This is a genomic window from Pseudarthrobacter defluvii (assembly GCF_030323865.1).
GTDB classification, from domain to species: domain Bacteria; phylum Actinomycetota; class Actinomycetes; order Actinomycetales; family Micrococcaceae; genus Arthrobacter; species Arthrobacter sedimenti.
This window is the reverse complement of the sequence record NZ_CP066362.1, coordinates 3213484-3239581: the sequence shown is the minus strand read 5'-3', so window position 1 is coordinate 3239581 and position 26098 is coordinate 3213484. Positions and strand designations below refer to the sequence as shown.

27 protein-coding genes are annotated in these 26098 nt (G+C 67.0%); 12 read left to right on the top strand and 15 right to left on the bottom strand.

Annotation, left to right across the window (positions count from 1 at the left end):
- Window positions 1-1365: an FAD-dependent oxidoreductase gene (locus JCQ34_RS15030; RefSeq protein WP_286398677.1), complete on the top strand. Its 1365-nt coding sequence runs from the start codon at window positions 1-3 to the stop codon at window positions 1363-1365.
- Window positions 1366-1475: 110 nt separating this feature from the next.
- Here JCQ34_RS15030 and JCQ34_RS15025 read toward each other — a convergent pair whose 3' ends face one another.
- The gene (locus JCQ34_RS15025; protein WP_286398675.1) at window positions 1476-1910 is read right to left on the bottom strand and encodes a hypothetical protein; all 435 of its coding nucleotides are present in this window, start codon (window positions 1908-1910) and stop codon (window positions 1476-1478) included.
- A gap of 201 nt (window positions 1911-2111) precedes the next feature.
- On the opposite strand from JCQ34_RS15025, the gene JCQ34_RS15020 reads away from it, so the two are divergent.
- The gene (locus JCQ34_RS15020) at window positions 2112-2510 is read left to right on the top strand and encodes a DUF4259 domain-containing protein (RefSeq protein WP_286398673.1); all 399 of its coding nucleotides are present in this window, start codon (window positions 2112-2114) and stop codon (window positions 2508-2510) included.
- Window positions 2511-2531: 21 nt separating this feature from the next.
- Here JCQ34_RS15020 and JCQ34_RS15015 read toward each other — a convergent pair whose 3' ends face one another.
- Together JCQ34_RS15015 and JCQ34_RS15010 are read right to left on the bottom strand one after the other, a co-directional pair.
- The gene (locus tag JCQ34_RS15015; protein WP_286398671.1) at window positions 2532-2708 is read right to left on the bottom strand and encodes a hypothetical protein; all 177 of its coding nucleotides are present in this window, start codon (window positions 2706-2708) and stop codon (window positions 2532-2534) included.
- A gap of 161 nt (window positions 2709-2869) precedes the next feature.
- A complete protein-coding gene (locus JCQ34_RS15010; RefSeq protein WP_286398669.1) occupies window positions 2870-4540 on the bottom strand; it encodes a phosphodiester glycosidase family protein in 1671 nt (556 codons plus the stop codon).
- Window positions 4541-4727: 187 nt separating this feature from the next.
- On the opposite strand from JCQ34_RS15010, the gene JCQ34_RS15005 reads away from it, so the two are divergent.
- Window positions 4728-7628 carry an alkaline phosphatase family protein gene (locus JCQ34_RS15005; protein ID WP_286398668.1) on the top strand — a complete coding sequence of 967 codons (2901 nt, stop codon included), beginning with the start codon at window positions 4728-4730 and terminating at the stop codon, window positions 7626-7628.
- A gap of 96 nt (window positions 7629-7724) precedes the next feature.
- On the opposite strand, the gene JCQ34_RS15000 is transcribed toward JCQ34_RS15005, so the two are convergent.
- The 3 genes from JCQ34_RS15000 to JCQ34_RS14990 are packed head-to-tail and all read right to left on the bottom strand — an operon-like array spanning window position 7725 to window position 10509.
- Complete coding sequence (locus JCQ34_RS15000; RefSeq protein WP_286398666.1) at window positions 7725-8555, bottom strand: oxidoreductase; 831 nt, start codon at window positions 8553-8555, stop codon at window positions 7725-7727.
- A gap of 34 nt (window positions 8556-8589) precedes the next feature.
- Window positions 8590-9618, bottom strand: coding sequence for an aldo/keto reductase (locus tag JCQ34_RS14995; protein WP_286398664.1), 1029 nt, complete (start codon window positions 9616-9618; stop codon window positions 8590-8592).
- 9 nt (window positions 9619-9627) lie between these two features.
- Window positions 9628-10509: an aldo/keto reductase gene (locus JCQ34_RS14990; protein ID WP_286398662.1), complete on the bottom strand. Its 882-nt coding sequence runs from the start codon at window positions 10507-10509 to the stop codon at window positions 9628-9630.
- An 85-nt stretch (window positions 10510-10594) separates the two neighbouring features.
- Here JCQ34_RS14990 and JCQ34_RS14985 point away from each other — a divergent pair, with 85 nt between their 5' ends.
- A complete protein-coding gene (locus JCQ34_RS14985; RefSeq protein ID WP_286398661.1) occupies window positions 10595-11476 on the top strand; it encodes a helix-turn-helix transcriptional regulator in 882 nt (293 codons plus the stop codon).
- A 383-nt stretch (window positions 11477-11859) separates the two neighbouring features.
- Here JCQ34_RS14985 and JCQ34_RS14980 read toward each other — a convergent pair whose 3' ends face one another.
- From JCQ34_RS14980 to JCQ34_RS14970, 3 genes are all read right to left on the bottom strand, one after another.
- Window positions 11860-12246, bottom strand: a complete 387-nt coding sequence (locus JCQ34_RS14980) for a DUF7793 family protein (RefSeq protein ID WP_286398660.1) — start codon at window positions 12244-12246, stop codon at window positions 11860-11862.
- Between the two features lie 272 nt (window positions 12247-12518).
- Window positions 12519-13139, bottom strand: a complete 621-nt coding sequence (locus tag JCQ34_RS14975; protein WP_286398659.1) for a metalloregulator ArsR/SmtB family transcription factor — start codon at window positions 13137-13139, stop codon at window positions 12519-12521.
- Window positions 13140-13320: 181 nt separating this feature from the next.
- Window positions 13321-14532 carry an alcohol dehydrogenase catalytic domain-containing protein gene (locus JCQ34_RS14970; RefSeq protein ID WP_286398658.1) on the bottom strand — a complete coding sequence of 404 codons (1212 nt, stop codon included), beginning with the start codon at window positions 14530-14532 and terminating at the stop codon, window positions 13321-13323.
- A gap of 265 nt (window positions 14533-14797) precedes the next feature.
- Between JCQ34_RS14970 and JCQ34_RS14965 the strand changes: the two genes are divergently transcribed.
- Window positions 14798-15073, top strand: coding sequence for a hypothetical protein (locus JCQ34_RS14965; protein WP_286398657.1), 276 nt, complete (start codon window positions 14798-14800; stop codon window positions 15071-15073).
- A 39-nt stretch (window positions 15074-15112) separates the two neighbouring features.
- On the opposite strand, the gene JCQ34_RS14960 is transcribed toward JCQ34_RS14965, so the two are convergent.
- Both JCQ34_RS14960 and JCQ34_RS14955 read right to left on the bottom strand, forming a co-directional pair.
- Window positions 15113-16087: a type IV toxin-antitoxin system AbiEi family antitoxin domain-containing protein gene (locus JCQ34_RS14960; RefSeq protein WP_286398656.1), complete on the bottom strand. Its 975-nt coding sequence runs from the start codon at window positions 16085-16087 to the stop codon at window positions 15113-15115.
- A gap of 307 nt (window positions 16088-16394) precedes the next feature.
- Window positions 16395-16778 (bottom strand): hypothetical protein, encoded by a 384-nt coding sequence (locus tag JCQ34_RS14955; protein ID WP_286398654.1) that lies wholly within the window; start codon window positions 16776-16778, stop codon window positions 16395-16397.
- Between the two features lie 257 nt (window positions 16779-17035).
- On the opposite strand from JCQ34_RS14955, the gene JCQ34_RS14950 reads away from it, so the two are divergent.
- Entirely contained in the window at window positions 17036-18043 is a 1008-nt protein-coding gene (locus tag JCQ34_RS14950; protein ID WP_286398652.1) for an MIP/aquaporin family protein, read from the top strand.
- Window positions 18044-18233: 190 nt separating this feature from the next.
- Here JCQ34_RS14950 and JCQ34_RS14945 read toward each other — a convergent pair whose 3' ends face one another.
- From JCQ34_RS14945 to JCQ34_RS14930, 4 genes are read right to left on the bottom strand one after another with little or no spacing between them, the layout of a single operon-like run.
- The gene (locus JCQ34_RS14945; RefSeq protein WP_286398650.1) at window positions 18234-19235 is read right to left on the bottom strand and encodes a sensor histidine kinase; all 1002 of its coding nucleotides are present in this window, start codon (window positions 19233-19235) and stop codon (window positions 18234-18236) included.
- Complete coding sequence (locus JCQ34_RS14940; RefSeq protein WP_286398648.1) at window positions 19232-19921, bottom strand: response regulator transcription factor; 690 nt, start codon at window positions 19919-19921, stop codon at window positions 19232-19234. Before JCQ34_RS14940 ends, JCQ34_RS14945 begins: the two co-directional genes overlap by 4 nt.
- Before the next feature lie 5 nt (window positions 19922-19926).
- Window positions 19927-20619: a DedA family protein gene (locus JCQ34_RS14935; RefSeq protein ID WP_286398646.1), complete on the bottom strand. Its 693-nt coding sequence runs from the start codon at window positions 20617-20619 to the stop codon at window positions 19927-19929.
- A gap of 8 nt (window positions 20620-20627) precedes the next feature.
- Window positions 20628-21389 (bottom strand): phosphatase PAP2 family protein, encoded by a 762-nt coding sequence (locus tag JCQ34_RS14930; protein WP_286398644.1) that lies wholly within the window; start codon window positions 21387-21389, stop codon window positions 20628-20630.
- A gap of 402 nt (window positions 21390-21791) precedes the next feature.
- Between JCQ34_RS14930 and JCQ34_RS14925 the strand changes: the two genes are divergently transcribed.
- The 6 genes from JCQ34_RS14925 (at window position 21792) to paaD (ending at window position 26094) form a co-directional block, all read left to right on the top strand.
- Window positions 21792-22028: a hypothetical protein gene (locus JCQ34_RS14925; RefSeq protein ID WP_286398642.1), complete on the top strand. Its 237-nt coding sequence runs from the start codon at window positions 21792-21794 to the stop codon at window positions 22026-22028.
- Window positions 22029-22091: 63 nt separating this feature from the next.
- A complete protein-coding gene (locus JCQ34_RS14920; RefSeq protein ID WP_286398640.1) occupies window positions 22092-22619 on the top strand; it encodes a hypothetical protein in 528 nt (175 codons plus the stop codon).
- A gap of 568 nt (window positions 22620-23187) precedes the next feature.
- The gene (gene paaA, locus JCQ34_RS14915) at window positions 23188-24195 is read left to right on the top strand and encodes a 1,2-phenylacetyl-CoA epoxidase subunit PaaA (RefSeq protein WP_286398638.1); all 1008 of its coding nucleotides are present in this window, start codon (window positions 23188-23190) and stop codon (window positions 24193-24195) included.
- Window positions 24192-24617, top strand: coding sequence for a 1,2-phenylacetyl-CoA epoxidase subunit PaaB (gene paaB / locus JCQ34_RS14910; protein ID WP_286398637.1), 426 nt, complete (start codon window positions 24192-24194; stop codon window positions 24615-24617). The genes paaA and paaB overlap by 4 nt, the downstream gene beginning before the upstream one ends.
- Window positions 24614-25543, top strand: a complete 930-nt coding sequence (gene paaC, locus JCQ34_RS14905) for a 1,2-phenylacetyl-CoA epoxidase subunit PaaC (RefSeq protein ID WP_286398635.1) — start codon at window positions 24614-24616, stop codon at window positions 25541-25543. Before paaB ends, paaC begins: the two co-directional genes overlap by 4 nt.
- 2 nt (window positions 25544-25545) lie before the next feature.
- Window positions 25546-26094, top strand: coding sequence for a 1,2-phenylacetyl-CoA epoxidase subunit PaaD (paaD, locus tag JCQ34_RS14900; RefSeq protein ID WP_434738952.1), 549 nt, complete (start codon window positions 25546-25548; stop codon window positions 26092-26094).
- The last annotated feature ends 4 nt before the right edge of the window (window positions 26095-26098 follow it).

Below are 26098 nucleotides of genomic sequence, written 5' to 3'. Positions count from 1 at the left end.
ATGACATCGTCGGAATCCCTGCCGGTCGCCGTAATCGGCGCCGGACCCGTCGGCCTGGCCGCGGCCGCGCACCTGCTGGAACGCGGGCTGGAGCCGCTGGTCTTCGAGGCCGGTCCCGCCGTGGGGGCTGCCATCCGGCAATGGGGCCACGTCCGCGTGTTCTCCACCTGGAAGTACAACCTGGACCCCGCCTCCGTGCGGCTGCTGGAACGCAACGGCTGGGAGGCGCCCCGCCCCACCGCACTGCCCTACGGCACTCAAATCGTCTCCGAGTATCTGGAACCCCTGGCCGCCACGCCGGAGCTCAAGGACCGGATCCGGACCGGCTCCCGCGTTGTCGCCGTCACCCGGCAGGGCATGGACAAGGGCCGCAGCCAGGGCCGAGACCAGGCGCCGTTCCTCCTGCGCATAGAGCACGACGGCGGCCAGGTCACCGAGGTGCTGGCCCACGCCGTTGTTGATACGTCCGGAACGTGGAGCACTCCCGCGCCGCTGGGATCATCCGGGCTGGCAGTTCCGGGCGAGGCAGAGGCGCGTGCCGCCGGGCTGGTCACCGGTCCGCTGCCGGACGTTGCCGCCGGTGGCTTTGCCGGCCGGCGCACGCTGGTCATCGGTTCCGGGCACTCGGCCGCCAACATGGTCCTGGACCTGGCACGGGTGGCCCGCGCCAACCCCGGGACCGAAGTTTTCTGGGCCATCCGCTCCGCCACCCCGGCCCGGGCCTACGGAGGCGGCGACGCCGACCAACTGCCAGCCCGCGGCCAGCTCGGCGCCAGGCTCCGCACCGCCGTCCAAAGCGGGTCTGTCCAGCTTCTGACCAACTTCCACACGGCGTCCCTCGACGTGCATGGTGACTCCGTCGCCGTGCACGCCGTCGATGGCCGCAGCGTTGAGGCGGACCAGGTCGTTCCCGCCACCGGGTTCCGGCCGGACCTGGCCATGTTGTCTGAGCTCCGGCTGGACCTGGACCCGGCGGTTGATGCCCCCAAGGCCCTTGGCCCGCTGATCGATCCGGACTTCCACAGCTGCGGCACGGTTCCCGCGCACGGCGCCCGGATCCTTGAGCAACCGGAAAAGGATTTTTACCTTGCGGGCATGAAGTCCTACGGGCGTGCGCCCACGTTCCTCATGGCCACCGGGTATGAGCAGGTCCGCTCCATCGCCGCAGCCCTCGCCGGAGACACCGAGGCCGCGGACGCCGTGGAACTTGAACTGCCGGAAACCGGTGTGTGCTCCACCAGCGTTCCCAACGACTTAGACGATGCCGGGGATGGCTGCTGCACGGCTCCGGCGCCTGTGCCCGTAACCATCGGGTTCGCCACGGGCCTCCAGCACGGCCGCAGCAGCGAAACCATCTCGGGGTAGGTGCGGCCTGTGTCCTGAGGCAGTTCAAACGGAAAATCCCCGCCTCGCGGACTATTCCCCCACGCGTGGACCGGGGATTTGTCCGGGAAACGGGGATAAGTGGCGTCCACTTATGAAACCGAAGGGTCGCCCCAGTTGATGCCGATGGAACGGCCGCGGGCAAAATGGGCGTTCGCGATCTCATTGACTTCGCGGAGGCTCTTCCCCGGATGGGCCAACCGGATCCACTCGTAGTCCCATTCCTGCAGGTCCCGTTCGCGTCCGGCCCGTTTTTGGTTCCGCATGTGGGCTGTGAGGTCGTCGCCGCCAACAACCGGGCGGGGCGGGGCCACGACGGGCTGCGGCCGGGGCGGGGGGATCGGGGCCGGGCGTGCCGGGGCCTTCGCAGTGCGGACCAGCACCGCCGTCACTGCGACCAGGCCAAGGCTGATGAGAATGACCCACCAGAATTTGATGATGAGGGCTATGACGATCAGGACCAGGAAGGGGGCACACCCGATCGTGCCGCCACCCTTGCTGCCCGAGCGACGCCTCTTTGCTGCCATGGTGTTTCCCCTTATGACGTGATGAAGCGTTAAACCACTCTGGCACCGGGCAGGAGCCGTGTCATGAGTATTTACTACTCGAATTTGGGCCTGAACGGCCCCGGGCATTTGACCGCTGAGGTGTCCCTTCAGGAATGATCGATGACTACGGTCAGGCATATCAGTGCCGGTGCATGACCGGAATACCGGAAGGGGCGATTGATGGGCGCATGGGGCTACTTGCCGTTTGAAAACGACGACGCGCTGGACTGGCTCGACGAGCTCGACGGCGGCGGAGCGGAGGTGGTACGCCAGGCGCTGTCGAGGGCGGGTGACAGGTACGTCGAAGCGCCGGACGGGGCGGTGGCGCTGGCGGCCGCCGAGGTCACTTCGGCCAGCCAGGGCAACCCGTTGGGGGAACTGCCGGAGAACGTCACTGACTGGGTGACCGCCCACGCGGCCGCAATCACCGCCGAGGACGTGGAGATGGCTCTCGAGGCTGTCGAACGGGTCGCGGGGGAGAGGTCCGAACTGGCAGAGCTGTGGGAGGACGCCGACGAACCCAAATGGCGCGAATCGCTCGAGGACCTCATGGAGCGGCTGCGAAGCGCCCTGCGGTAGGCCCGGCCAGATGCTGGCAGGTCACAGCGGGATCCGCGCTGCCTCATCCTGGGGGCCGCCCTGCGGACCCTGGACTCTGTCGTCGGCGACAGCCGGTTGCCGTCGGGCCTTCGCCAGGGACACCAGCAAAGTGATGGTGGTGCCCAGCCAGGCAAGCCCGGTGAGGATCACCAGGACGATCGCAGCCAAGGGGTGCATGGCGAAAGCCTACGACCGTGCCGTTGGAAGTTCCGGGCGCAACTCCGCAACGCCCGGACGCGGAAACGCGAAAAAGGCGCGCCCCTGTTCGCTGGGCGCGCCCTTCTCGTGGTGCCTGTCAGTACTTGGATGCGGCTTTGCTGGCTAAAGTCTGTGCCCGCTCAGGGCTTGCGGCCAGGGAGAACGAGGAGGGCGTCGCCGACGGGGCGCTCTCCGGTGGCGTCGGACGGCGAGTTCACAACCTGGCCGCCCTGGGCCATGGTGGTTGACCCGCCGCCGTCGAGATTGATGGCGTTGACCATTCCCAGGGAACGGGCAACGTCGGCGGCTTCCTTGATGCTCAGGCCCAGCGACGTGGTCTGGCGGCCGTCTGCAGTGACGATCAGGGTCCGGCCCTGCGCGTCCACACCGGCGATCGTGCGGGGGTTGCGCTTGTGGACCCAGCCGTAAAAGAAGCTGTTGCTGTCGTTGGTGCGGGCCATGCCGTCGCGCTTCGCGGTGACGTTCAGCTGGCCGTTTTCAACCAGCGTCGGTCCGCCGTTAACCACGTCCGTGCCGGCATGCGGCTGCAGGGTCTTGCCGCTCCCGTCGAGCAGGTCCGTGTTGACCTTCAGCTTGGCACCCGGGGCAGCCAGGGCGGCGAGCTTATCCGCATCCGCTCCAATCGCCTGGAGGGTTTGGCCGCCGGCCGGGACGGTGGCGCCGCGGGTATGGTTGACCGCGGTGACAGTGCCCTGGGCGTCCAGGAGGACTTCGAGTCCCGGCCCGGACGGCGTGGTGGGGCCGTATTCGGGGGTGAAGGCGATGATTTCGTCCGCGTCCGTGCAGGTGAAGTCGTGCAGCGGCAGGTTGGTGGGGGTGTCGTCGGTGCCGCCGCAGTTGCGGATGAGCCCGGGGACCCGGTTGATTCCGTCCAGGGGAAGCTCTCCCGCCTGGCCCGCGCCGGTGACCGTGCCGTGCCAGTGCAGGCGCTGGACGGACGTCTTGTTTTTATCGATGACCAGGGAGGGCCGGTCGCCCACGGGTTCGCTGAGGACCTTGCCGTCGTGGACTGCGGCGCCGGCAGGGTCGCCCGGCGCGCCGGCGGCGGGGTCCATGACAAAGTAGCCGCCGTTCGTCGCGGCCAGGGCACCTGCGGCGGCAGCGAGTGAGCTGGTGGTTTCGCGGTCCTCGAGGTTCGGGCCGAACGAGGAGGTCAGGTTGCCCCGGAATTCCTTCGGATCGATGGTGAGCACCTGCAGGTTCCAGGGGCCGCGGTCATCCTCGCTGGAGCCGGCGTCACCGTCCCAGCCGGTGTAGATCACGGAGGACTTGTAGCCCGCCGCCTTGATCCGGTCCACAGTGGTGGTTCCGTCGGCCTTGGTGGAGAAGTTCCCGGCCCGTACCCGGTAGCCGAGGTCGCCGCCGGCGTCGGCCAGCTGGGGTGACTGGACGTGCTCCACCCGTGCAGGAACGCCGGCCGCGGTGAGCTTGTCGGCAACCAGTTGGGCCTGCGCCTGGCTGGAGAGGGCGGACGCAGGAGCATCCGGGTCCGGCGATGTGGACGGGACGGCCACTTCGGCGGTCCAGAAGAAGTCCTGGTTGGGAGTGCCCCGGCTGATGGCGGTCCGGGTCAGGCCAGGGGCCAGGGTGGTCACGGTGCGGGTCTCGGGCTGGTCTGCTGCGCCGAGGTCGAGATGGGCGGACTGCGATGGTGCGGCAGCCTGCTGGTCCGCGACAGGAGCGGTGGGTGCCGCCGTGGAGGCGCCGGCCGGGGCCAGGAAGGCAACAGGGAGGGATACCGCCAGCGCGGTGATAACCGCGCGATGGTGACGATGATTGGGGTTGATCATGGTTACCCACGCTAGGGCGGTGCGGAGCCGGCGGGGGCACCCACACGCCGTTGTTCAGCCCGCCTTCGGGAACTGTTCATCCCACGTTGCATGTGGCGGTCAATGGTTGCCCGGGATAACCAAATGGTTGCCCGAAATAACCAATTTCGTCACGTGCATTTAAGCTCGGGTCCCTAAGTTTTCTGGTGTGAAAACACCCTCAAAAACCGTCCGTAAATCAGTCGCCGAAAACCAGGAAAGCACCTCGCGGCTGGGAAATGTGTCCGCCTTCGTGCGCGGCCACAAGCCGCTGGCAATTGTGGCCGCGAGCTGCACTCTCGCCGTTCTCGGCGGCGCTGGCATCGCGACCGCCTCAACGCTTCCTTTCGGCCAGCAGCAGGTCGGTTCCCAGACCGACAAGGGGGAGCAGGTCGCCTCGAACCAGGTGATCAAACCCATCGGGGACCGCCTGATGACCCCTTTCGGCAAAATCATGGGGTCGACCGTCAGCCCCGATGGCCGATACCTGGTTGGCACCAGCGCGGACCGCTCGGTTGACCTCCAGGTCTTTGACCTCACCACCTACAAGCCCGTCGCCGCGGCCGGCACCCAGGCGGCCACAGCTTTTGCAGCCGCGGCAGGCAATGCAGGCTACGCGAACATGGCATACCAGCACATCACGGACGGATCGGTGGGCCAGGACGGCCCGGTCTTCTCGCCCGACGGCAAGTTCCTCTTTGAGCCCGTCGCAACCGGCATTGTCCGCTACCCCTTCAATCCGGACGGCTCACTCGGTGCCGGGACGAAGATCAGCATTCCGACCGTGGGCGACAAGCAGGCCCTGACGGCCGGCATGGCGTTCTCCCCCGACGGCTCGACCCTGTACGCGGCCGTGAACGGCCAGAACGCGGTCGTCGCGATCGACCCGGCCGCCGGAACCATCAAGCAGACCTTCGGCACCGGTATTGCCCCGCGCCAGCTGAAGTTCGTCGGCACCCGCCTTTACGTCTCAAACGAAGGGGGCCGCCAGGCACTCCCGGGTGAGCCGACCATGAACTCCTACGGCACCGACGTCCCGGCCGATACCAACCTCGGCACCTCCACGACCGGCACCCTTAGCATCATCGACACCGCCAACGCCGCTGCGCCGGTTTCCTCCCTCGACGTCCAGCTGCACCCGACCGCGATGTTCCTGGACGGGGCCACCCTGTATGTGGCGAACACCAACAGCGACACCGTCTCCGTCGTGGACACTGCCAGCAACAAGGTCCTCCAAACCATCGCCACCCAGCCCTGGGCCTCGTCTCAGGTGGGCTACGAACCCACCGGCATCAGCATGCAGGGCGACCATCTCCTGGTCTCGCTCGGCCGCGCCAACGCGATCGCGGTCTACAAGGTCAACAAGCAGGACCCGAAGGACCCTGCCAGCTACATTGGCCTGCTACCGACGGACTACTACCCTGGCAGCGTCACCGCGGTGAACGGCCAGATTGTGGTCACCAATATCCGCGGCATCGATGCGCGGGGCCCGGAAGTGACCATCAACGAGGGTCCGAACACTACGGCTGCGACCGGTCACGGCACGCACTCCACCACGGCCTCGCTCACCAAATTCACCCTCCCCAGCGATGAGCAGATCCAGCAGTACACCGAGACTGTGTTCGAGCAGAACGGCTGGGATGGCAGCTCGGTCAAGGAAGCGACGGCTGCTGAGGCCGCCAAGATCCCGGCGGTCGCCGTGCCCAAACGGATTGGGGAGCCGTCGAGCATCAAGCACGTGTTCCTGATCGTGAAGGAAAACCGCACCTACGACCAGGTGTACGGCGACATGAAGCAGGGCAACGGCGACGCATCGCTTGCCCAGTTCGGCGCGAAGGTCACGCCCAACCAGCACGCGCTGGCAAGCCAGTTCGGCCTTTATGACAACACGTACGACATTGGCACCAACTCGGCCGAGGGCCACAACTGGATGATGCAGGGCGATAACCCGGCCTACACCGAGACCAGCGCCGGGGAGTACAAGCGCTCCTACGATACCGAGGACGATGTCCTGGGCCACCAGCGTTCCGGCTTCCTGTGGACCGCGATCAAGGACGCGGGCAACACCGCCAGGAACTATGGCGAGTTCGACTCCGAGGAAGGCAAGCCTGCAGGGGCCACCTGGCAGCAGTACTACTGCGCGGCCACGGGCACCATGGCCGGGGGTGACCCGGCCCAGCTCTTCACCCCGGCCCTGCAGATGCACGCCAGCTCCGCCATCCCGTCCCTCAATGAGATTACGGACCCGAACGCGGCCCCGTTCGACACCGCGGTACCTGACATCTACCGCTACGAGACCTGGAAGCAGGACTTTGAGAAGAACGGCCCGAAGAACTTCCAAATGACGTGGCTCTCCAGTGACCACACCGGCGGCACCGCCGACCCCGAGGCCCAGGTTGCCGACAACGACCTGGCCGTGGGCAAGATCGTCGATGAGATCTCGCACTCCGAATACTGGAAGGACTCCGCAATCTTCATTGCCGAGGACGACAGCCAGAACGGCACCGACCACATCGACGGCCACCGCGCCCCCGTCCAGGTCATCAGCCCGTACGCGGTGCACGGTAAGACGGTCAGCACGTTCTACTCCCAGATCAACATGGTCCGTACCATCGAGCAGATCCTCGGTGCACAGCCGCTGAACCAGAAGGTGGCGGCGGCCACCCCGATGTTCGACGCATTCACCAACAAGGCTGACTTCACCCCGTACAGCGCGGTCCCGAACCAGGTGCCGCTCACCGAGGGCGTCAAGACCGCCCCCGCCTGCGGCCCGGACGCCCTGGGCCAGACCGGAGCTGCGGCCGCAGCAGTCAATGACGCAGCAGCCAAAGCCACCGCTGTCCCTGCCCCGATGAAGGAAACCGCGGAAAAGTGGGACGACTGGTCCGAGAAGCAGCACCTGACAGGCAACGGCGCGAAGGAAGACTTCGCGGACCCCAACCTGTTCAACCGCTGGACCTGGTACCAAACCCACAAATGGGAGAGCCCCTACCCGGGCGACGAGAAGATCTACGGTCCTGACGAGGTGCCCGGTATCCCCGCCGGTTCAACCAACCACGAGGACGACTGATAAGGCGTTGACCGGGACGTCGGGCGCCAGCCGCTGACATCCACAAGAGCGGGCTGGGCGGAAATCGCCGAGCCCGCTCTTGTGTCGCACAAACGGTCAGTCCGTGATGTCGGTGCCGGTGCTCAGCTCCTGCCACTGGTTCAGCTCGGCCCGCTGGGCCTCCGCCACCTTGCCGAAAGCGCCGAACGCGTCCGTGCCCAGGACCAGCAGTCCCGGCGGGTTGGGGGATTCGACGACGGCGATGATCGCCCTGGCTGCCTTGTCCGGGTCGCCGGGCTGGGTGCCGTGCGCCGTGTCGTGTTCCTTGCGGCGCTTGCCGGCGGTGTCAGCGTAGTCATCGATCGCCGAAGCGGACTGCGTGAGTGAGCGGCCGGCGAAGTCGGTGCGGAAGCCGCCGGGCTCGATGGCGGTGACGTTGATGCCCAGCGGCTTCAACTCCTGGCGCAGCGATCCGGACATGCCCTCCAGTGCGGCCTTGGTGGCTGCGTAGTAGCCGGAGCCGGGCGGCGTGATTCGGGCGCCGATGGAGGAGATGTTCAGGATGGAGCCGGCCTTGTTGGTGCGCATGCCCGGCAAAACCGCCTTGACCATGTCCACCGCGCCGAAAAAGTTCGTGTCGAACAAACGCCGGATGTCGCCGTCGTCCGCTTCCTCAACGGCGGCCCGGTAGCCGTAGCCGGCGTTGTTTACCAGCACGTCGATGCTGCCGAACTTCTCCTCCGCCTGCTTCACCGCGGCGGCGATCTGCGCCTTGTCCGTGACGTCGAGGGCCAGGGGGAGCGCGGTGTCCGGGAAGCCGGCGGTGATGTCCTGGACCGCGTCGACGTTCCGGGCGGTGACGACGGCGTTGTGCCCGGACGCGAGCACGGCTTCGGCGAGTGCGCGGCCAAGTCCGGTGGAGCAGCCTGTGATGAGCCATGTTGCCATTGTTATTTCCTTTCGTAGGGTGACGTCCTTGCGCTTAAGCCCGGTGCCGCCGTCGTGCGTTAGCTGTCAGTTCGTGGGCGCCGTAGCTGTTGTCGTCGGGGTTGACGGTGACGCCGGGGGCGACGAGCTGGTCGATGCGGTCCAGGACCTCGGGGGCCAGGACGGTGTCCGCGGCCGGGAGGTAGGACTCCAACTGCTCCATGGTGCGCGGACCCACGATGGCCGAGGTGACGCCGGGGTGGTTGATCACGAACGCGATGGCCATCTCGATGAGCGTGACCCCTGCCCATTCGGCCACCTGCGCCAGCTCCTCCACGATGTCCAGCTTGCGCTGGTTGGCGGGATGGCTCATGTCGAAGCGGGCACTCGGCCGGGCGTTTGAGGTGGGCCGGGACGCCGAGTCCTTCCGCCACCGGCCCGAAAGCCAGCCGCCGGCCAGCGGGCTGTACGTGAGCGTGCCCATCCCGTGCCGCTGCACCGTGGGAAGGACGTCCTCCTCGATGCCGCGGACCAGGATGGAGTAGGGCGGCTGCTCGGTGACGAACCGCTCCAGGTTGCGCTCGCGGGACGCCCACTGCGCCTCCACGATCTGGGAGCCGGAGTAGGACGAGGAACCGATGTAGCGGATCTTGCCCTGGCGGACCAGGTCGGTGAGCGCGCCCAGGGTCTCCTCCACGTCCGTGTCCGGGCTGGGCCGGTGCACCTGGTAGAGATCGATGTAGTCGGTGTTCAGCCGGTGCAGCGAGTTCTCCACCTCGCGCATGATCCAGCGCCGGGAGCCGCCGCGCTGGTTGGGGTCCTTCTGGTCCATGGGCATGAAGAACTTGGTGGCCAGGAAGACGTCGTCACGCCTTCCTGCGATTGCCTCACCAACAATTTCCTCGGAGGCTCCGCCGGAGTACACGTCCGCGGTGTCGATGAAGTTGATGCCGGCGTCCAGGGCGCGGTGGATGATGCGGGTGGCATCTGCACGGTCGTCGTTGCCCCAGGGGCCGAACATCATGGCGCCGAGGCAGAGGGGGCTGACCTGCACGCCGGTGCGGCCGAGCGGGCGGTATTCCATTGCTTCTCCTTACGCTTCCGGGATGACCATGGCGAACCGCTCCGGGCGGGCCACATCCGGGTCCGGGCCGCTGCGGACTCCGGAGTCCAGGGCATCGATGCTGCCGAGTTCCTCTGCGGACAGCTCGAAGTCGAACACGTCGAAGTTCTCGGCGATGCGTGTGGGATTTGTGGACTTGGGGATGGCCGAGCGGCCCTGCTGCAGGTGCCAGCGCAGCATCACCTGGGCGGGCGTCTTGCCGTGGGCTTCCGCGACGCCGGCAATCACCGGGTCCCGCATGACGTTCTTCCGGTTCTCGCCCCAGCCGGGGTAGAAGGTGATGCCGCCGATGGGCGACCATGCCTGGGTAAGGATGCGGTGGTCCTCATCAATGGTCTGGACAGCCGGCTGCTGGAAATATGGGTGGAGCTCGATCTGGTTGACGGCCGGGACCACGTCCGTTTCCGCCAGCAGCTGCTGCAGGTGGTGCGGCATGAAGTTGCTGACGCCGATGGCCCGCACGCGTCCGTCCTTGAGCAGGGTTTCCAGGGCCTTGTACGCGGCGATGGTCTTCTCGAACCGATCCGGGGCGGGCTGGTGAAGGATGAGCAGGTCCAGCTGCTCCACCCCCAGCTTGCCCACGGCCTTGTCCCACGCGTGCAGCGCCTGGTCGTAGCCGTAGTCGCTGACCCACACCTTGGTTTCGATGAAAACGGCGTCGCGCGCCAGGGCCGACCGCCGGATGCCTTCGCCCACTTCGCGCTCGTTGCCATACGCGGCGGCGGTGTCGATGTGCCGGTAGCCAACCTCGAGCGCGGTCTGGACGGCCGCCGTCGTCTCTTCCGGGGGACTTTGGAAAACGCCCAGGCCGAGCGCTGGCATGGTGAGGCCGTTGTTGAGTTTGAGTTCCATGCCATCACGCTATGTGGATGGCCGCGATTGTGGGAGGGCTTGCCAGTCCCTCCTTCCCAGGTTGGGGCACGCGTACCGTGGAGGCATGACCAACAGCGATGACGTGCGGAAGTTCCTCACCTCCCGCCGCGCCCGCCTCACCCCGGAGGATGCCGGGCTGCCCGCGTACGGCGGAAACCGGCGGGTGGCGGGGCTGCGCCGGGAGGAAGTGGCGATGCTCGCCGGGCTGAGCGTCGACTACTACATCCGGCTGGAGCGCGGAAACCTGTCCGGCGCGTCGGACAGCGTCCTGGAGGCCCTGGCGCGGGCCCTGCAGTTGGACGACGCCGAGACCGCCCACCTTTTCGACCTTGCCCGCGCGTCCACTTCGGCGCCGCGGGTGCGGCGCAGGCGCAGTCCCTTGACGGTGCGTCCCAGCGTGCAGCGGGTCATCGACGCGATTACGACGGCGCCGGCCTGGGTCCGGAACGACCGCGGCGATGTGCTGGCCTCCAATGAGCTGGGCCGGGCCCTGTATTTGGAGATGATGGCGGAGCTGGTCACACCGCCGAACAGCGCACGGTTCACGTTCCTGAACCCGAAGGCGCGGGAGTTCTTCCGGGACTGGGAACGGAGCGCGGACGACATCGTGGCTGTGCTGCGGTCCACGGCCGGGAGGAACCCGTATGACAAGGACCTCTCGGACCTGATCGGCGAGCTCTCAACCCGCAGCGAGGAGTTCCGCATCCGCTGGGCCCGGCATGACGTGAAGTATCACCGCACCGGCCGCAAACGCCTGCACCACTCCATCGTGGGGGACCTGGACCTCACATACGAGGCGATGGAGCTCCCCGCGGACCCGGGGTTGCGGATCAACATCTATACGGCCGAGCCGGGCACGCCGTCCGAGGATGCGCTGAAGGTGCTGGCCAGTTGGGCCGCCACGCAGCGGGCTGTTGCTGAGGTCCCGGTGCAGGAGGGCACCTGAGCCGCGTCCGGCGCTGCGCCGCGGAAGAGCGGTTTTCGAGGCGCATCTTCCTTTTCGCTGCGCAGATTCCTTTGCGCAGCCTAAATCCGGGCCGCGAATAGGAATCTGCGCGTCACGGGCGGCTTTGCGCGTCGGTAGGCGACCCGGCGGTTTCATGTTGAGGCTGAGGACAAGAACCGCGCCGAGTTTGACGTCGGTCATGGGGTTTTCCAGATGCGGGCTCAGGAACGCGCCGGTGGCGAGCAGGCCAGCCAGGCCGCCCCAGATCAGCGGAGTGGCATATTGGTTACCGAGGCGCATGTTCCCTGGCGCTGCTCACATAAGTGGGGCGAAAGGGAATTCGCGCGTCACCGGAAGTTTTGCGCGTCGAAACTGTCCGCCCCCTACGGCAGCGCCGGGTCCTCCGCCAGCCACGCCATTGCCTCATCCATGGACGTGAAGTATCGGGTGGGGTGCACCGGTTTGTGCCGGCCGGTGTAGAAGCTGGCGAGGGTATGGTCCACGGGGGAGGTGCCCACCACGGCTGCGCGTGTCAGGGGCCACCTACCGGCGAAGGCCTTCAGGGCTCCCTGCTCAATCCACTCCACACCGGTTATTTCCACCAGCATCGGCAGGGCGCGGCCGCCGCTAAGGGCCCTGGCGCGCTCCATCAGCGCCACAGCGTCGCGCTCCGTGACCACATCCCCGTGCCCCCACTTCAGGTGCAGCAGGTCCCCGGAAAGCTCGATGGTCCCGGTGATGTCTTCCATGCCTACTACTTTGCTGCTCATTCACGGCGTACAGCAACACGGCAGCGCAAACCAGGCCCCGGAAGCGGATGGGGAAGGGGACGGCCTTGGCCCCTCCCCATCCACTCCGCACCAGGAACCCCCCAATATCGGGGAGCATTGCTCCGGGCTTCCTGGTGCCTTCCCCCGGCCGGGTGGTCGGACGGTAAATTGACGGATAGACATTTTCGTCAATTGTGATGGAAGTGTGGCCCGTGCTCCGGGGAGAGGTCAAGGGACCTTAGTCCCGGGTGGGCCAGGTTGCCTTGACCGAATCAGGCTCGCGGCCCGTGCTGGTCCTGCAGCTCGCGTGCGGCAGCGGCCCGAAGGGTGAGGTTGGACTTGTGTGCCGTCATGATGAGCAGCTTTGCAGCCTCGTCCAGGGTGCATCCGCATCGCGCAGCTATTGCTTCGCACGCGTCGGCAATCACCGCGCGTGAGGCCAGGGTGTGTTCCAGCTCCGCAAACTGCTCGTCGGAGAAGGTTGCCGGGCCCGTAGCGGCGGCAGCGCGCGGGGCAGCTTGCGGCGCGACTGTTCCATACGTCCGACGCGGTGTGTAGCGCGTCCGCGCCACAGCAGCCGCCACCTGTGCCTGCAGCACAGATCGCGCGGCGGCCAGAAGGTTCGCCACCTCGGGGCAGGCCAGCCGGTACATCAGCCTCCCCTCGGAACGCTGGCATTCGATCAGCCGCTGGCTCCGCATTTGGGCCAGGTGGCGCGACAGGTGCGAGGCCTTCTCCCCGGTACCCTCGCACAGTTCCGGGATGGACGACTCGCCATGGGACAGCAGGTCCAAAACCTGCGCCCTTACCGGATGGGCAACAGCCTTGAAAACCTCTGCGAGAGCCAGCATCGACGGCCGTGCCCCGTCTGCATCAGGCACTTGTTTCGTCACGGTTTCCCACCCTTGCCTTGTCCGGGCCCCGCCAGGGAGACACGCCAATGTGTTGACGCCTAAGATCGTCCCCCGCAACCGGGCGTCAGTGCAACGGGTTCGGGCTGCCAAAATGACAGCCAAGAATGTACGACGGCGGCCCGCACCAAAAGGAGCGGGCCGCCGGTCATGCAGGGGGAGGCTATGCGGTGGTCAGCACCGTCTTCAGCCAGCCTTCCTCGCGCCGGTCGAAGTTCAGGTAGGCATCCACCACATCGCTGATCGGTTCGTGCTGGGTGATGAACGTGGTGGGGTCGAAGACGCCGGACGCCACCAGGTCCACCAGCGGCGGCGTGACCGAGCGGTGGTCGCAGTTGCCCATCCGGATGGTCAGGTTCTTGTTCATCGCCTGGCCAATGGGATACGTCATCATCGCCGGGCTGTACACGCCGATGATCCCGATCCGGCCGTACTTCCGCACCGTCTCGATGCTCCACTGCGAAACCTGCGACGGCGCGTTCCCCGGCACCCAGTTATCGCCCTGCACGTTCGTGGAAGGGGCAACCTCGGCCACTTCCTGCGCGAACTGTTCCGCCTGCTCCTCGCCCTTGGCGGCTGCGGGCCCGGCCCAGGGCCGCTGCGCATCGACGCCCACGGCATCGATCACCGCGTCCACGCCGATTCCCTGCGTTGCCTCCTGCAGGGCCTCCACCGGGTCTTCGCTGTTGAAGTTGATGACGTCCGCGTTCTGGTCGAGCGCTTGGACCAGCCGGGTCTCGATCCCATCCACCGCGAACACCCGCGACGCACCCTGCCGGAAAGCTGACGCAATCGCCAGCTGCCCCACAACGCCCGCGCCGTACACGGCCACCGTGTCGCCGCGCTGGATGCCGGCCAGTTGCGCGCCGAACCAGGCCGTGGGGAAGATGTCCGAGAGCAGGATGGCCTGCTCGTCGCTGACGTTGTCCGGCAGCCTGGTCAAGGTGTTCGAGGCCCACGGAATCCGCGCGTACTCCGCCTGCAGCCCGTTAATTGGTCCAGTGGTCTCGGGGCCGCCGAAGAAGCAGGTCCCCGCCTGCGGGCCGTTCGGGTTGGCAACGTCGCACTGCGCCGTATGCCCGGCGCGGCACTGCCAGCACACGCCGCAGGACATCGTGGAGGACACAATAACGCGGTCCCCGGGCGCGAACCGCCGCACCGCCTTGCCTACGGCCGTCACCTCACCCACAGCCTCGTGCCCCAGGATGGTGCCTTCCTTCATGCCGGACATGGTGCCGCGGATGAAGTGCAGGTCCGTGCCGCAGATTGCGCTGCGGGTGATGCGCACAATGGCATCGTTCGGATCGAGAATGGTGGGATCGTCCACGCTGTCCAGGCGGATATCGCCTTCGCCGTGCCATACAAGAGCTTTCATGATGGGACTCCTTTTACGCGTTCAAACCGCCGAATAGGGTTCTGGTCACCGGGCACTGCATACCTCAAGCTGCAAGATAGTAAGCCTACTGCCTATTTTTCCGTTGGGCGAGGCCGCCCGTCCAGCCGAGCGATCGCGCATCCCTGTTTCCGCTGCGCATGTTCCTTCTCGCGCCCAGCATTTAGGCCGCGAAAAGGAATATGTCGGCGTGGATTTCGTATTTCCGAGTAGGCTCGGTTGGACCAACGCCTGAGGGGGCAGACGCATGGGAGTTGAGCCAGAGGATGACCGCGGCGAACGGGTTGCCGCGTGGGTGGCACGGGACGAACGCGTTGACAAGGTGTTCGGGTCGTTGGCAAGTACCGTTGCGGCCCTCCTGGTCATGGCGCCCTCGGTGTACAGGCTCTTCAATGGCCCGCTGCAGTGGTATGACGTCGTCTCTGTGATCGTAGGTGCCGAGTTGATCACCTTTCACGCGGTGCGGCTGGTCCGGCTCCGGCGCACCGCTGCCCAGGTTCCGGCCCGGCGCGCAAATTCCTAAGCGCTACCCAAATAAGTGCCGCGCCGTGGAGGGGGCGTGTCACGGGAGGTTTTGCGCGTCGAAAACAGCGGAACGCGTACGACGCCGGGCCACACCTGCCGCCGCAAGCTTCCGTTCCAGCGTTCCGGCCGCAGCGAGGTCCGCCCAATCCCACCGCTCGACGCGGAATCCCAAAGACCGGAGCCGGTTTTCGCGATTCTTCTCAGCCAGGACCGCCTCGGATGTGGTCCTGCCTTTGAGGAACTCGGGTTTGACGTACTTCTCCTCGCCGTCGAACTCACCAACGATCCCCGAGTCCTTCCAGTAGAAATCCGAGTACCCCACCAGTCCGGCGGCGTCCGTGAAGCGCTGCTGGAGGACCGGGGGTTCGAAGCCGGCCACGTGGATCAGGGCGCGGCTCCAGGACTCGCCCGCTGAAGCAGATGCGGGATCGGCAAAGGCGATAGCGGCGCGGATCCTGCGCGCCGCTGCCCTGGAATAGATCTGACTGATGCCCGCCTCCAGTTCGGCCTTGGTCAGGGCAGGCAATTGACGGGCCGGGTCCGGCCGCAGCACATGATCCAGCGGTGCGATGGCTTCGGCGAAGGGGTTGAAGGCCGCCAGGTCCAGGACGGTCCGGACGCGGTCGGTGACCAGGAGCCCCTCCAGCTTGACCACCCTCAGGCCTGCCCGGGCAGCGAAGTGGCGGCTGACTCCGGCACGTGACCTCCCGCCGTCGTTCTTCAACGTGAGGGCCTGCACGGGGTGGTCCTGCCCGATGAACGGGATGTCCCACACGCTCGCCGAGGAGTGCCGGGCGAAAATTGTGGGCTTCTCAAAGGTTTCACCGGCGGCCTGCACCCGGACGCGGTACTGCTTCCAGGGCTTCATGGCCCGCCACGTGGGCCCGTCGACATACACGCCGTGCCGGACCCGCACCAGGGCGCCGGACCGGACGCGCTTGGCCAGATCGTTGGCGCTGAGCCCGTGGAGGATGCGGTCCCGGGACAGCAGGAACGGCGGGAGATCGGTCATCTACCCAAAGTGCCGGGTGGGAACCCTGCCGGGAAGCGAAGTCTGCGGCTATGTGGAAAAGCGCCGGCGCGCGGGTGCCAAGAGCCTCCGCCACGTGGCGACGCGCATCCCTGTTTCCGCTGCGCACGTTCCTCTTCGCACCCCATATGTGGGCCGCGTTAAGTAGCCTCCGCGTCGAAAAAGCACACGCGCGTCGAGAAACGCAGCCCGCAGCGCCAGCTTCAGGCAGAAAAGTACGACGCCGGTACGCACCAAACCGGCCTGCCACCTTGTGCAGGTGGGCAGGCCGCTTTGGCCAGGTCGGGGGCTACCGCTCCGCACGTGCGTCCGGTTCATCACCCGGCTTGCGCGTGGGCTCCACGCTGCCGCCCTTCCCGTAGTCCCCTTTGGGGTACCGGCCGGTTTCGGATGCCGCGGACCGTCCGGGGACCGGCCCGGCCTCGCCGTAGTCGGCCTTCACGTAGCGGCCGGCCCCCACGGTCCTGTCGCCCAGGGGTTCGGGGAGTCCGCCTTCAGCGCCCGCCCCGCCGTAGTCCCCTTCGACGTACTGGCCTTCTTCATCCTCCGCATGGCGGCCGCGTTGCGCACCGGCCTTGCCAAAGTCGCCCTTGACGTACCGTCCGCGCAGCTCCCGTTCCTCGGGCATCTCGTCCGGAGTCGGGGTGTTTTCGATGCTGCTGTTGTCGTTCATGGTCTTGCCTTTCCGAACGAACTCCACGTCCCTGTGACGGCAACCTGGTCCTGTCCGGGTGTCTCTTCCCTGGCGGAATCCAGCCCACCCCTGCTCGAAGGAGGGCGGCATGGCTGGCGTCAGAAGTGCCGCCCGGCGGAGCGGGCCGTCGGTCTGTTGCCTAGGGACACTTTCGGCGTAGCATAAAAGTACTCGCGTTGTCAATTGGTCCTGAGGTGAGGCCAATAAACCAAGAAAATCGCAAAGAAGGTACTGCGATGAGTGATGTCACTCCACTGAGAAATGCGGTCCGCAATGGCAGCGGGCTCAAGCGATTGGGTGGAACCTGGGGCGAGCTGCTTGCGGAGTTCCTGGGCACGTTCGTGCTGATCGCGTTCGGCGACGGCGTGGTGGCCATGGCGGTCGCCGCGTTGCCCGGATCGGGCCGTGCCCAAACATCCACCACCATCTTCATGGCCGCGGGCGACTGGTTGCTCATTGCCTGGGGATGGGCCCTGGCCGTGGCGCTGGCCGTGTACGTGGCCGGCGGCGTCAGCGGCGCCCACATCAACCCGGCCGTGACGATTGCCTTTGCGGTCCGCCGCAAGTTCCCGTGGCGCAAAGTGGGCCCGTACATCGTGGCCCAGGTGGTGGGGGCTTTCGCCGGCGCGGCGCTGGTGTACCTGCTGTACTACAACGCCATCGACGCCTACAACAAAGCCGTGGGCACGGGCCGGGGCGACGCGAAGGGCCTGGCCACCTACTCCATCTTCGCCACGTTCCCGGCGCCCTACTTCAACGGAAACGCCGTCGGACCACTGGTTGACCAGATCGTGGGCACGGCGTTCCTGGTGATGTTCGTCGTGGCCATCATCGACATGCGCAACACGGCCGTCCAGGCCAACCTGGGCCCGTTCATGATCGGGCTCGCGGTGGCCGCCATCGGCATCTCCCTCGGCGCCAACGCCGGCTACGCCATCAACCCGGCCCGTGATTTCGGCCCGCGCCTCTTCGCGTGGATGGCCGGATGGGGCCAAACGGCGCTGCCTGGCACAGTGGACGGGGCGTTCAGTTGGTACTTCTGGGTGCCCATTGTCGGCCCGGTGGTCGGCGGCGTGATCGGCGTGCTGATCTACGACTGGTTCATCGGCGACGTCCTCGACGCCCGCGCACGGACGCAGGAATCCACGCCTCCGGGCCGCGCCGGCGGCGAAACGCCTCCCGCCACCGGGGCTGCCACTTCCGTGCCGGAGACACGGACCACCCCGAAGCGCAGGGCCGCCTGAAGCGCAGTTAGCACAGGCAGGGAAAGCACGACGGCGGCGCCTCCTGAGTGCCCGCGCTGGCGACGCGCATGTTCCCCACCGATGCGCATATTCCCTTTCGCGACCCGTATATGGGCCGCGAAAGGGAATATCCGCGTCGAAAGCGCATGTCCGCGTCGAGAACGAAAAGCGCGGGCCAAGCCAACAGGGATCAGGCCAAAGGCAGCGCCAGTTCCATCGTGGTCCCGTCCGGGCCGGTGCGGGCCACCTTCACGGTACCGCCGGCCGCGGACGCGATCTCGCGGACCAGGGCCAGCCCGATCCCGAAGCTCCGCCGGCCCTGCGAATCACCAGGCGCGGAGGCGCGGACAAAGCGGTCGAAGATCCGGTCCGGGTCCACCCCGCTAATGCCGGATCCCGAGTCGGCCACACGGACCAGCGCCCGGGAACCTTCAACAACAGCGGTGATGCTGATGCTCCCGCCCGCCGGTGTGTGCCCCAACGCGTTGTCGGCCAGGGCCAGTACGGCACGCCGGAACGAACTGGGATCGATCCGCACTAAAGCAGGCCCGCCGCCGTCGAAGGTTAATCGGACGCCCCGCTGGCGGGCAAGATCCTGAAGGCTCCCGGCAGCAGACTCGGCTGCCAGGGCCACGTCCACCGGCGCCACCTCCGGCCCGGAAACGGAACCGGTCGCGGCCAGGAGCAGCTCGTTCACGATCCCGGTCAGCGTGGACGTGTCCTCCCGGATCTTCGCCAGGGCGAGCGCAGGCTCAGACCCAGGTTCGGCTTTCCGCTGCGCCAGCTGGATGCGGGTGTCCAGGATGGCCAGGGGGGTGCGCAGTTCGTGGCTGGCGTCCTGGACGAACCGCCGCTGCCGGGCCAGCGCCTCGCCCAGCGGCCGGATGGCGCTGCGCGCGCTCAACCAGCCCACAAAGCCGGCCAGCACGATGCCCGCCAGGCCCGCCAGGATCATGCCCTCAATCAGGTCCCCGGAGTCGAGGTACGTGTACGGCCTTCCAGGTTCGGAAGCAGGCTGCACCGGATGCGCGAGCTTGTACATCAGAAAGGCGGTGGCCGCGGCCAGGAGGATCAGCACCAGCGCGGCAACCCCGGCGCTGATCCGCAGTGCTACCTTCAGGGACGCGCGGCGCAGGACCTCCCGGTCCGGGTCGCCGGAAGCGGCAGGGGAGCGTGAAACGGAACCAGTCATGACGGCTCACCAATCTGGTAGCCAACGCCGTGGACAGTGCGGATCACGGTCCTATCGATCTTGCGGCGCAGGTGGTGGACGTAGGTGTCGATCACGCCGGGCTGGTCCGTCTCCTGGAAATGCGCGGCGAGCAGCTCGTCCCGGGTAAACACCCGCTCCGGCTCCGCCGCCAGCGCGGCCAGCACCTCGGCCTCCTTCGCGGTCAACGTCACCAGATCGCCGTACAGGGAACGGACAGCGCGCGACGCCGGATGGAATTCCCAGCTGCCGATGCTCACCGGCCCAGCGGACGGACCCTGCCCAGCGGGCGGACCGTAGGTTCGCGTCAGTGCGCGCAGGCGCGCAGCCAGCTCGCCGCCGTCGAACGGTTTTGTCAGGTAATCATTGGCACCCGCGTCCAGGCCGCGGACCTTTTCATCCGTGTCGCCCAGCGCGGTCAGGACGAGGATGGGGGTGCCGATGCCCTTGGCCCGCAGGGCGGCGATGAGGCTGAGTCCGTCCATGACGGGCAGGCCGCGGTCTATCACCATCGCGGCCCACGGCTGCGTCAGCCCCAGGTGCAGGCCCTCCTGCCCGTTGGCCGCGAGCCGGACCGTGAAGTCCGGCTCCAGCAGCTCGGCAATCAGCGGACCCAGGACGGGATCGTCCTCCACCAGCAGCAGGGCCGGCCCCTCACCTGTCGTCATGCCGCCTATTCTTCCGCAGCCGCCTCAACGCCGTCGTCAACGCGGTCCGCAGCCGCCAGCTTTGCCTTCCGCCTGCGCTTCAAATACTCCACAATCCACGGCACCACGGAGACCAGGACCATCACCACGGCAATGACGTCGATGTTGTTGGCGATGATCGCGTAGTGTCCCAGCCACGTCCCCAGGAGGGTCACCGACGTCGCCCATGCCAGGGCGCCCGCCATGTTCCAGAGCGTGAACGCCTTGTATTCGTAGCGGGCAATACCGGCGGTGACCGGCGCGAAGGTGCGCACCATGGGCACAAAACGGGCCAGTACGACGGCGGCGCCTCCATGGCGGCGGAAGAACTCTTCCGTGACGGTCAGGTGCGCCGTTTTGAGGATGCGGGCATCGTCCTTGAACCAGCGGCGGCCGAATTTGCGCCCCAGCAGGTACCCCACCTGGTCGCCGCCGATCGCGGCCGCGGTGATCACGCCGATCAACAGGGGCAGTGCCAGGTTCAGCTGCTGGTGCAGGAGCCCGGCGGTGAAGAGGAGGGAATCGCCCGGCAGGAACGGGAACAGCACGCCGGATTCGATGAACACCATCGCGGCGATGACGCCCAGTGCGGCCGGGCCAAAGCCCTCAAGCAGCCCGGCGGGATCCAGCAGGGAGGGAGAACCCGCGGCCGCTGCCAGAGGTATCAGGACGCTGTGCATGTTGCTCCTTATGCCCGGTTGAAGGGGCGGAGGACCGTGGCCGGAACGCGTTCCACCAGGGCCGGGGCAAAGCGGTTCCAGAGCCCGGCGAGCAGGACGGCGGCGGCGCTGGCGGCAAAGAAGGAGGCCGCGACGTCGGTGGGATAGTGGACCCCCACGTACAGCCGGGACCAGGCGACGATCAGCGCCACGGCGGCCCCGGTTACGGCAACCGGCTTTGCCCAGCGGGTCCGGCGGGCCAGGAAATACAGCGCGAAGGCCAGGGCCACGGCGAAGCTGACGTGTCCGCTGGGGAAGCTGTTGGATCCGGTTTCCGGCGCCAGGGGGTCGAACAGCAGTGCGGGGTTGGGCCGCTGCCGGGCGAACAGGAGCTTGAAGGCTTCGCTCGCCACCCAGCCCGAGCACGCGGTCAGCCCGAACGCGACGGCGGTCACCAGGTCACGCCGGAACAGCCAGATGCCCAGGGCGGCCGCCACGATGAGCGCCAGGCCCACCACCGGGCCGAACAGCAGGTTGATCCCCATCGCCACCGCGGTCAGCATGGCAACATGGTGCAGGCTGAGGTTTTGGTCAACACCCAGTTCTGCGGTTGTGTCGCCGGGGACCAATTGCACGGTAAGGCCCAGCACCACGACGGCGGCGCACAGCACGATGCCCACCGGCAGCCAGTGTCGGGGCTGGGGGAGTGCCCGGAACTGGGTGCCGACGGCCGGGGGTGCCGTGGGCGTGGTGTGCTGGTTTAGGCGGTCGTCGTGGGCTGATCCGTGCATTTCTTCCTTGGGGTGGGGTGGCGGGGGGCCGCTGTTCGGCCCGTCCTTCCACTCTCCTCCAGGGGCTTTAAGAAAGGCTTAAGAAGTGCTGGTTCCTGGCTGGGGCAAGGGCGTACGACGGCGGTCCGCGCCTTTCGCGCGCGCCTTACGCCCGCGGCGTGCCGGGGTGGCGGGGTGCCGGCGACGAGCAAACCCGTTTCCGCTGCGCAAAATCCTTTTCGCGCGCCATATTTGGGCCGCGCAGGGGAGCATCCGCCTCGGCCACGACTATGCGCGTCCTAAGTGCATTGGGAGCGGATCCGATTGGGGGCTTTCAGCCCTAAGCTGCCGTGGCTGCCCGCCGCACACTGTTTCCAAAGGGTCCGGTCAGCAGGGATCGGGCCAGGCGCGGGAGGAATTCTGATGGACGTTCGGGTCGTGGAGTCGCTGGTCATGGCGGAGATTGGGGACGGCGTGCTTACCGCCCTGTATCCGGTGGAGCATTGCGCACGCTGGGAGTTCGGGCCCTGGGCTCCGCTCATGGCCTGGTTCAAGCAACGCCCGGGCCTTACACGGATCCTTGGCGTGGCGCAGGTGGCCGGTGCCCTGGCTGTGGCCGCCACATTGTCCAAGACCCCGGGGCGGGCCTGGAAGAAATGAATCCTGGCCGTGGTTAGTCTCCGGAACCCGCCCGACTGACGGACCGTCCCAAGGCGTGGACTGATGCTGGTGATCGCATCGGAGGTTGAGGTGCCGGGGCTGACGGGCCGGCAGGTCACCGACTTCATGTTGTCCTGCAACGATGAGCAGTACCAGGAGTGGTGGCCGGGCACCCACCTGCAGCTGCACGCAGTGGGGCATTCCGCGGGGACTGTGGGGGACACGGTTCTTATGGACGAGTTCATCGGCCGGCGGCGCCTGCGCCTGCGGGGGACCGTGGAAGCGGTGGAGCCCGGCCGACGGATCGTTTGGCGGCTCCGCAAAATCATTCCACTCCCGGCGCGGCTGTCCCTGGTACTGTCCCCGACGCCGGACGGGGTGATGATCCGGCACGCCATCACTGCTGGCTGGCAGCGGATCGGGAGGGTTCTGGACCCGCTCCTGCGGCTGTATTTCACGCCCCGGTTCACGGCCGACCTCGATGCACACGTCCACACCGAGTTTCCCCTGCTGCGGGACTACCTCCGGAAGCGCCCTGCAGCCAGCGGACGGGAGGGCCCGGCGGCGGCAGGTAACCAGGAGCCCAACTAACCCCTGTAGCGGCACGACAAACGGCATCTCCCGTTTTCGCTGCGCAGATTCCTTTTCGCAGCCCATATTTGGGACGCGCAGGGGAGTATCCGCGTCGGTAGTGACTATCCGCGTCGGAAGTGCGGGATGCGGCGGCGTGGGATCAGCAAACGTCCGACGGCGGCCCGCGCCTTCCGCCCCCGGCGTGCTGGCGACGCGCAAACTCGTTTTCGCTGCGCAGATTCCTTTTCGCGGCCCGCATTCGGGGTGCGCAGGGGAGCATCCGCCCCGGCAATGAACATCCGCGTCGAAAGTGCCAGGGCTGCAGCTGGGTAAGGAAACGTACGACGGCGGATGGCACCTTTCGCAGGACGTGAGCGGGCGTTGGCGGAAAGGTTGCCAGACGTGAGCTCGCGTTGGCGGAAAGGTTGCCAGACGTGAGCGGGCGTCGGAGGAAAGGTTGCCAAACGTGAGCGGGCGTTCAAAGAAGGGCGGCACGCTTGACGAGTTCCGGCGCGTCAACATATCCTGAACGAACGGTCGGTAAATAATTCCGAGCCGCCCATCAGGTCTTTGCATAGGAGCAACCATGGCAGCGCAGAACTTGCAGTCAGTGCCGGTCGAGCTAACGGCTGGAACCAGCGAAACAGCAGAGGCGGCAGGCCAGGCCCACTTCGACCGGATCATCGCCGAGGACTCGCGCATCGAGCCCCGCGACTGGATGCCCGCCGCCTACCGCAAGACCCTGCTGCGCCAGGTGAGCCAGCACGCGCACTCGGAAATCATCGGCATGCAGCCGGAGGCCAACTGGATCTCAAGGGCCCCCAGCCTGAAGCGCAAGGCCATCCTCATGGCCAAGGTCCAGGACGAGGCCGGCCACGGGCTCTACCTCTACTCGGCCGCCGAAACGCTGGGCCAGTCCCGGGACAAGATGATGGACGACCTCATCGCCGGCAAGGCCCGCTACTCCAGCATCTTCAACTACCCCGCGCTCACCTGGGCGGACATGGGTGCCATCGGCTGGCTGGTGGACGGCGCAGCCATCTGCAACCAGGTCCCGCTGTGCCGCGCGTCGTACGGCCCCTACGGCCGGGCCATGGTCCGCATCTGCAAGGAGGAGTCGTTCCACCAGCGCCAGGGTTTCGAGATCCTGCTGGAGCTCTCCAACGGCACCCCCGAGCAGAAGCAGATGGCCCAGGACGCCGTGAACCGCTGGTACGCCCCGGCCCTGATGATGTTCGGCCCGCCGGATGACGATTCACCCAACTCCAAGCAGTCCATGGCCTGGAACATCAAGCGGTTCAGCAATGACGAGCTCCGCAGCCGCTTCGTCGGCATGATGGTGGAGCAGGTCCGGGTCCTGGGCCTCACCCTCCCCGATGACCAGGTCCGCTTCAACGAGGACACCAGGAAGTGGGAGCACGGCCCCCTGGACTGGCATGAGTTCCAGGAAGTCCTGGCCGGCCGCGGTCCCTGCAACGCCCAGCGCCTTGAGCGCCGGAGGGCAGCGCACGACGACGGCGCCTGGGTCAGGGAAGCAGCCGCGGCTTACGCAGCAAAACAGTCAGCAAAGATGCAGAAGGAACACGCAGCATGAGCCCGCACGGCAACCCCGAAACCCCGGCCAGCTCGGCCACCGAGATCAACCGCGAGGCCCCCAAGGCAAGCCCGGTGGTTGAGCCCACCGAAGCCAAGGCCCCTACCGTTCAGGCAGCTCCGGCAGTCAATCACCACGACCGCTCCACCTGGGGCCTCTGGGAGGTCTTCGTCCGCTCCAGCCGCGGCCTGAGCCATGTCCACGCCGGCAGCCTGCACGCCCCGGACGCCGCCATGGCCCTCCGCAACGCGCGCGACCTCTACACCCGCCGCAATGAGGGCGTCTCCATCTGGGTTGTCCCGGCCGACGCCATCGCCGCCAGCGACCCCGATTCCAAGGGCTCCTTCTTCGAGTCGCCCCAGGGCAAGGACTACCGGCACGCCACGTACTACACCAAGAGCGAAGGGGTGAAGCACCTGTGAGCCCCCAGGCACCCGAAGCCGCCGCATCCACCACAGGGCACGGCGACATCTCCACCGGCGTGGCCGGCGGCGACTCCAACGCCTCTGCCACCCGGATCACGCCCGGCAACGCCCTCCGCCCGGAGGACATCGCCCTCGAGGTCAAGACCGGCCTCGCCAAGCCCACCGAGGATGTCGCGGAGTACGCACTGAGGCTCGGCGACGACGCCCTCATCCTCGCCCAGCGCCTGGGCCACTGGATCTCCCGCGCACCGGAGCTGGAGGAGGACATCGCCCTGGGCAACATCGCCCTGGACCAGCTGGGCCACGCCCGCAGCTTCCTCACCTACGCCGGCGCCGGGATGCCCAGTGAGGACGGCACGGCCAGGTCCGAGGATGACCTGGCCTACTTCCGCCGCGAGCACGAGTTCCGCAGCGTCCAGCTGTTCGAGCAGCCCAACGGGGACTTTGCGGCCACCATCGCCCGCCAGTTCGTGGTGAGCTACTACCAGTACGAGCTCTACCGCCGCCTCACCGAATCCACGGACGCCACCCTGGCCGCCATCGCCGCGAAGGCCGTGAAGGAGGTGGACTACCACCGTGACCACAGCACCCAATGGGTCCTGCGCCTGGCCGGCGGCACGGACGAGTCCCGCACCCGGATGATCCACGGCCTGCGCACCATGTGGCCGTACGTCAACGAACTGTTCCAGGACGACGAACTGACCGAAAAGCTCGCCCAGGCGGGCGCCGCCGTCGCGCCTTCCAGCCTGCGGGAGGACTTTGACCGCCTGATCGCGGACGTCCTCAAGGAAGCCGAGCTGGAGGTCCCGGACGTGCCACCAGCCCCGGGCGGCGGCCGGCAGGGCAGGCACTCGGAGTACCTCGGCTACATCCTCGCGGAGATGCAGGTGCTGGCCCGCGAGCATCCCGGGGCGAGCTGGTGACGATCGTGGACATCTACGTCAGCGACTTCGAGGCGAAGCGCACGACGCCGGCACAACCGTCGGGGGAGAAGCGCGCCTGGGACATCGCGGCCACCGTGGTGGACCCGGAGATCCCGGTGCTCACCATCGCGGACCTGGGGATCCTGCGGGACGTGCAGGTGACGGACACCGGACAAGTGAAGGTCACCATCACCCCCACGTACTCGGGCTGCCCGGCCATGGACGCCATCCGTGACGACCTCCACACCGCCTTCAAGAAGGAAGGCTACGCGGACGTGCACGTGGACCTGGTCTTGGCCCCGGCGTGGACCACGGACTGGATGACGGAGGCCGGCAAGCAGAAGCTGCAGGAGTACGGCATCGCCCCGCCCAGCGGCAACTCCCGCGCCGGCGGCCACTCCGGCCCCATCCGGCTGAGCCTGGCCGTGAAGTGCCCGCAGTGCAACAGCCTCAACACCAAGGAACTCACCCGCTTTGGTTCCACGTCCTGCAAGGCGCTGTATGTGTGCCAGGACTGCAAGGAACCGTTCGACTACTTCAAAGTCCTGTAAGGAA

What these genes read in the sequence shown, in the direction of transcription:
- JCQ34_RS15030 (WP_286398677.1), top strand. Translation starts at nt 1, where the DNA reads ATGACATCGTCGGAATCCCTGCCGGTCGCCGTAATCGGCGCCGGACCC.
- JCQ34_RS15025 (WP_286398675.1), bottom strand. Translation starts at nt 1,910, where the DNA reads ATGGCAGCAAAGAGGCGTCGCTCGGGCAGCAAGGGTGGCGGCACGATC.
- JCQ34_RS15020 (WP_286398673.1), top strand. Translation starts at nt 2,112, where the DNA reads ATGGGCGCATGGGGCTACTTGCCGTTTGAAAACGACGACGCGCTGGAC.
- JCQ34_RS15015 (WP_286398671.1), bottom strand. Translation starts at nt 2,708, where the DNA reads ATGCACCCCTTGGCTGCGATCGTCCTGGTGATCCTCACCGGGCTTGCC.
- JCQ34_RS15010 (WP_286398669.1), bottom strand. Translation starts at nt 4,540, where the DNA reads ATGATCAACCCCAATCATCGTCACCATCGCGCGGTTATCACCGCGCTG.
- JCQ34_RS15000 (WP_286398666.1), bottom strand. Translation starts at nt 8,555, where the DNA reads ATGGCAACATGGCTCATCACAGGCTGCTCCACCGGACTTGGCCGCGCA.
- JCQ34_RS14995 (WP_286398664.1), bottom strand. Translation starts at nt 9,618, where the DNA reads ATGGAATACCGCCCGCTCGGCCGCACCGGCGTGCAGGTCAGCCCCCTC.
- JCQ34_RS14990 (WP_286398662.1), bottom strand. Translation starts at nt 10,509, where the DNA reads ATGGAACTCAAACTCAACAACGGCCTCACCATGCCAGCGCTCGGCCTG.
- JCQ34_RS14985 (WP_286398661.1), top strand. Translation starts at nt 10,595, where the DNA reads ATGACCAACAGCGATGACGTGCGGAAGTTCCTCACCTCCCGCCGCGCC.
- JCQ34_RS14980 (WP_286398660.1), bottom strand. Translation starts at nt 12,246, where the DNA reads ATGAGCAGCAAAGTAGTAGGCATGGAAGACATCACCGGGACCATCGAG.
- JCQ34_RS14970 (WP_286398658.1), bottom strand. Translation starts at nt 14,532, where the DNA reads ATGAAAGCTCTTGTATGGCACGGCGAAGGCGATATCCGCCTGGACAGC.
- JCQ34_RS14965 (WP_286398657.1), top strand. Translation starts at nt 14,798, where the DNA reads ATGGGAGTTGAGCCAGAGGATGACCGCGGCGAACGGGTTGCCGCGTGG.
- JCQ34_RS14960 (WP_286398656.1), bottom strand. Translation starts at nt 16,087, where the DNA reads ATGACCGATCTCCCGCCGTTCCTGCTGTCCCGGGACCGCATCCTCCAC.
- JCQ34_RS14955 (WP_286398654.1), bottom strand. Translation starts at nt 16,778, where the DNA reads ATGAACGACAACAGCAGCATCGAAAACACCCCGACTCCGGACGAGATG.
- JCQ34_RS14950 (WP_286398652.1), top strand. Translation starts at nt 17,036, where the DNA reads ATGAGTGATGTCACTCCACTGAGAAATGCGGTCCGCAATGGCAGCGGG.
- JCQ34_RS14945 (WP_286398650.1), bottom strand. Translation starts at nt 19,235, where the DNA reads ATGACTGGTTCCGTTTCACGCTCCCCTGCCGCTTCCGGCGACCCGGAC.
- JCQ34_RS14940 (WP_286398648.1), bottom strand. Translation starts at nt 19,921, where the DNA reads ATGACGACAGGTGAGGGGCCGGCCCTGCTGCTGGTGGAGGACGATCCC.
- JCQ34_RS14935 (WP_286398646.1), bottom strand. Translation starts at nt 20,619, where the DNA reads ATGCACAGCGTCCTGATACCTCTGGCAGCGGCCGCGGGTTCTCCCTCC.
- JCQ34_RS14930 (WP_286398644.1), bottom strand. Translation starts at nt 21,389, where the DNA reads ATGCACGGATCAGCCCACGACGACCGCCTAAACCAGCACACCACGCCC.
- JCQ34_RS14925 (WP_286398642.1), top strand. Translation starts at nt 21,792, where the DNA reads ATGGACGTTCGGGTCGTGGAGTCGCTGGTCATGGCGGAGATTGGGGAC.
- JCQ34_RS14920 (WP_286398640.1), top strand. Translation starts at nt 22,092, where the DNA reads ATGCTGGTGATCGCATCGGAGGTTGAGGTGCCGGGGCTGACGGGCCGG.
- paaA (WP_286398638.1), top strand. Translation starts at nt 23,188, where the DNA reads ATGGCAGCGCAGAACTTGCAGTCAGTGCCGGTCGAGCTAACGGCTGGA.
- paaB (WP_286398637.1), top strand. Translation starts at nt 24,192, where the DNA reads ATGAGCCCGCACGGCAACCCCGAAACCCCGGCCAGCTCGGCCACCGAG.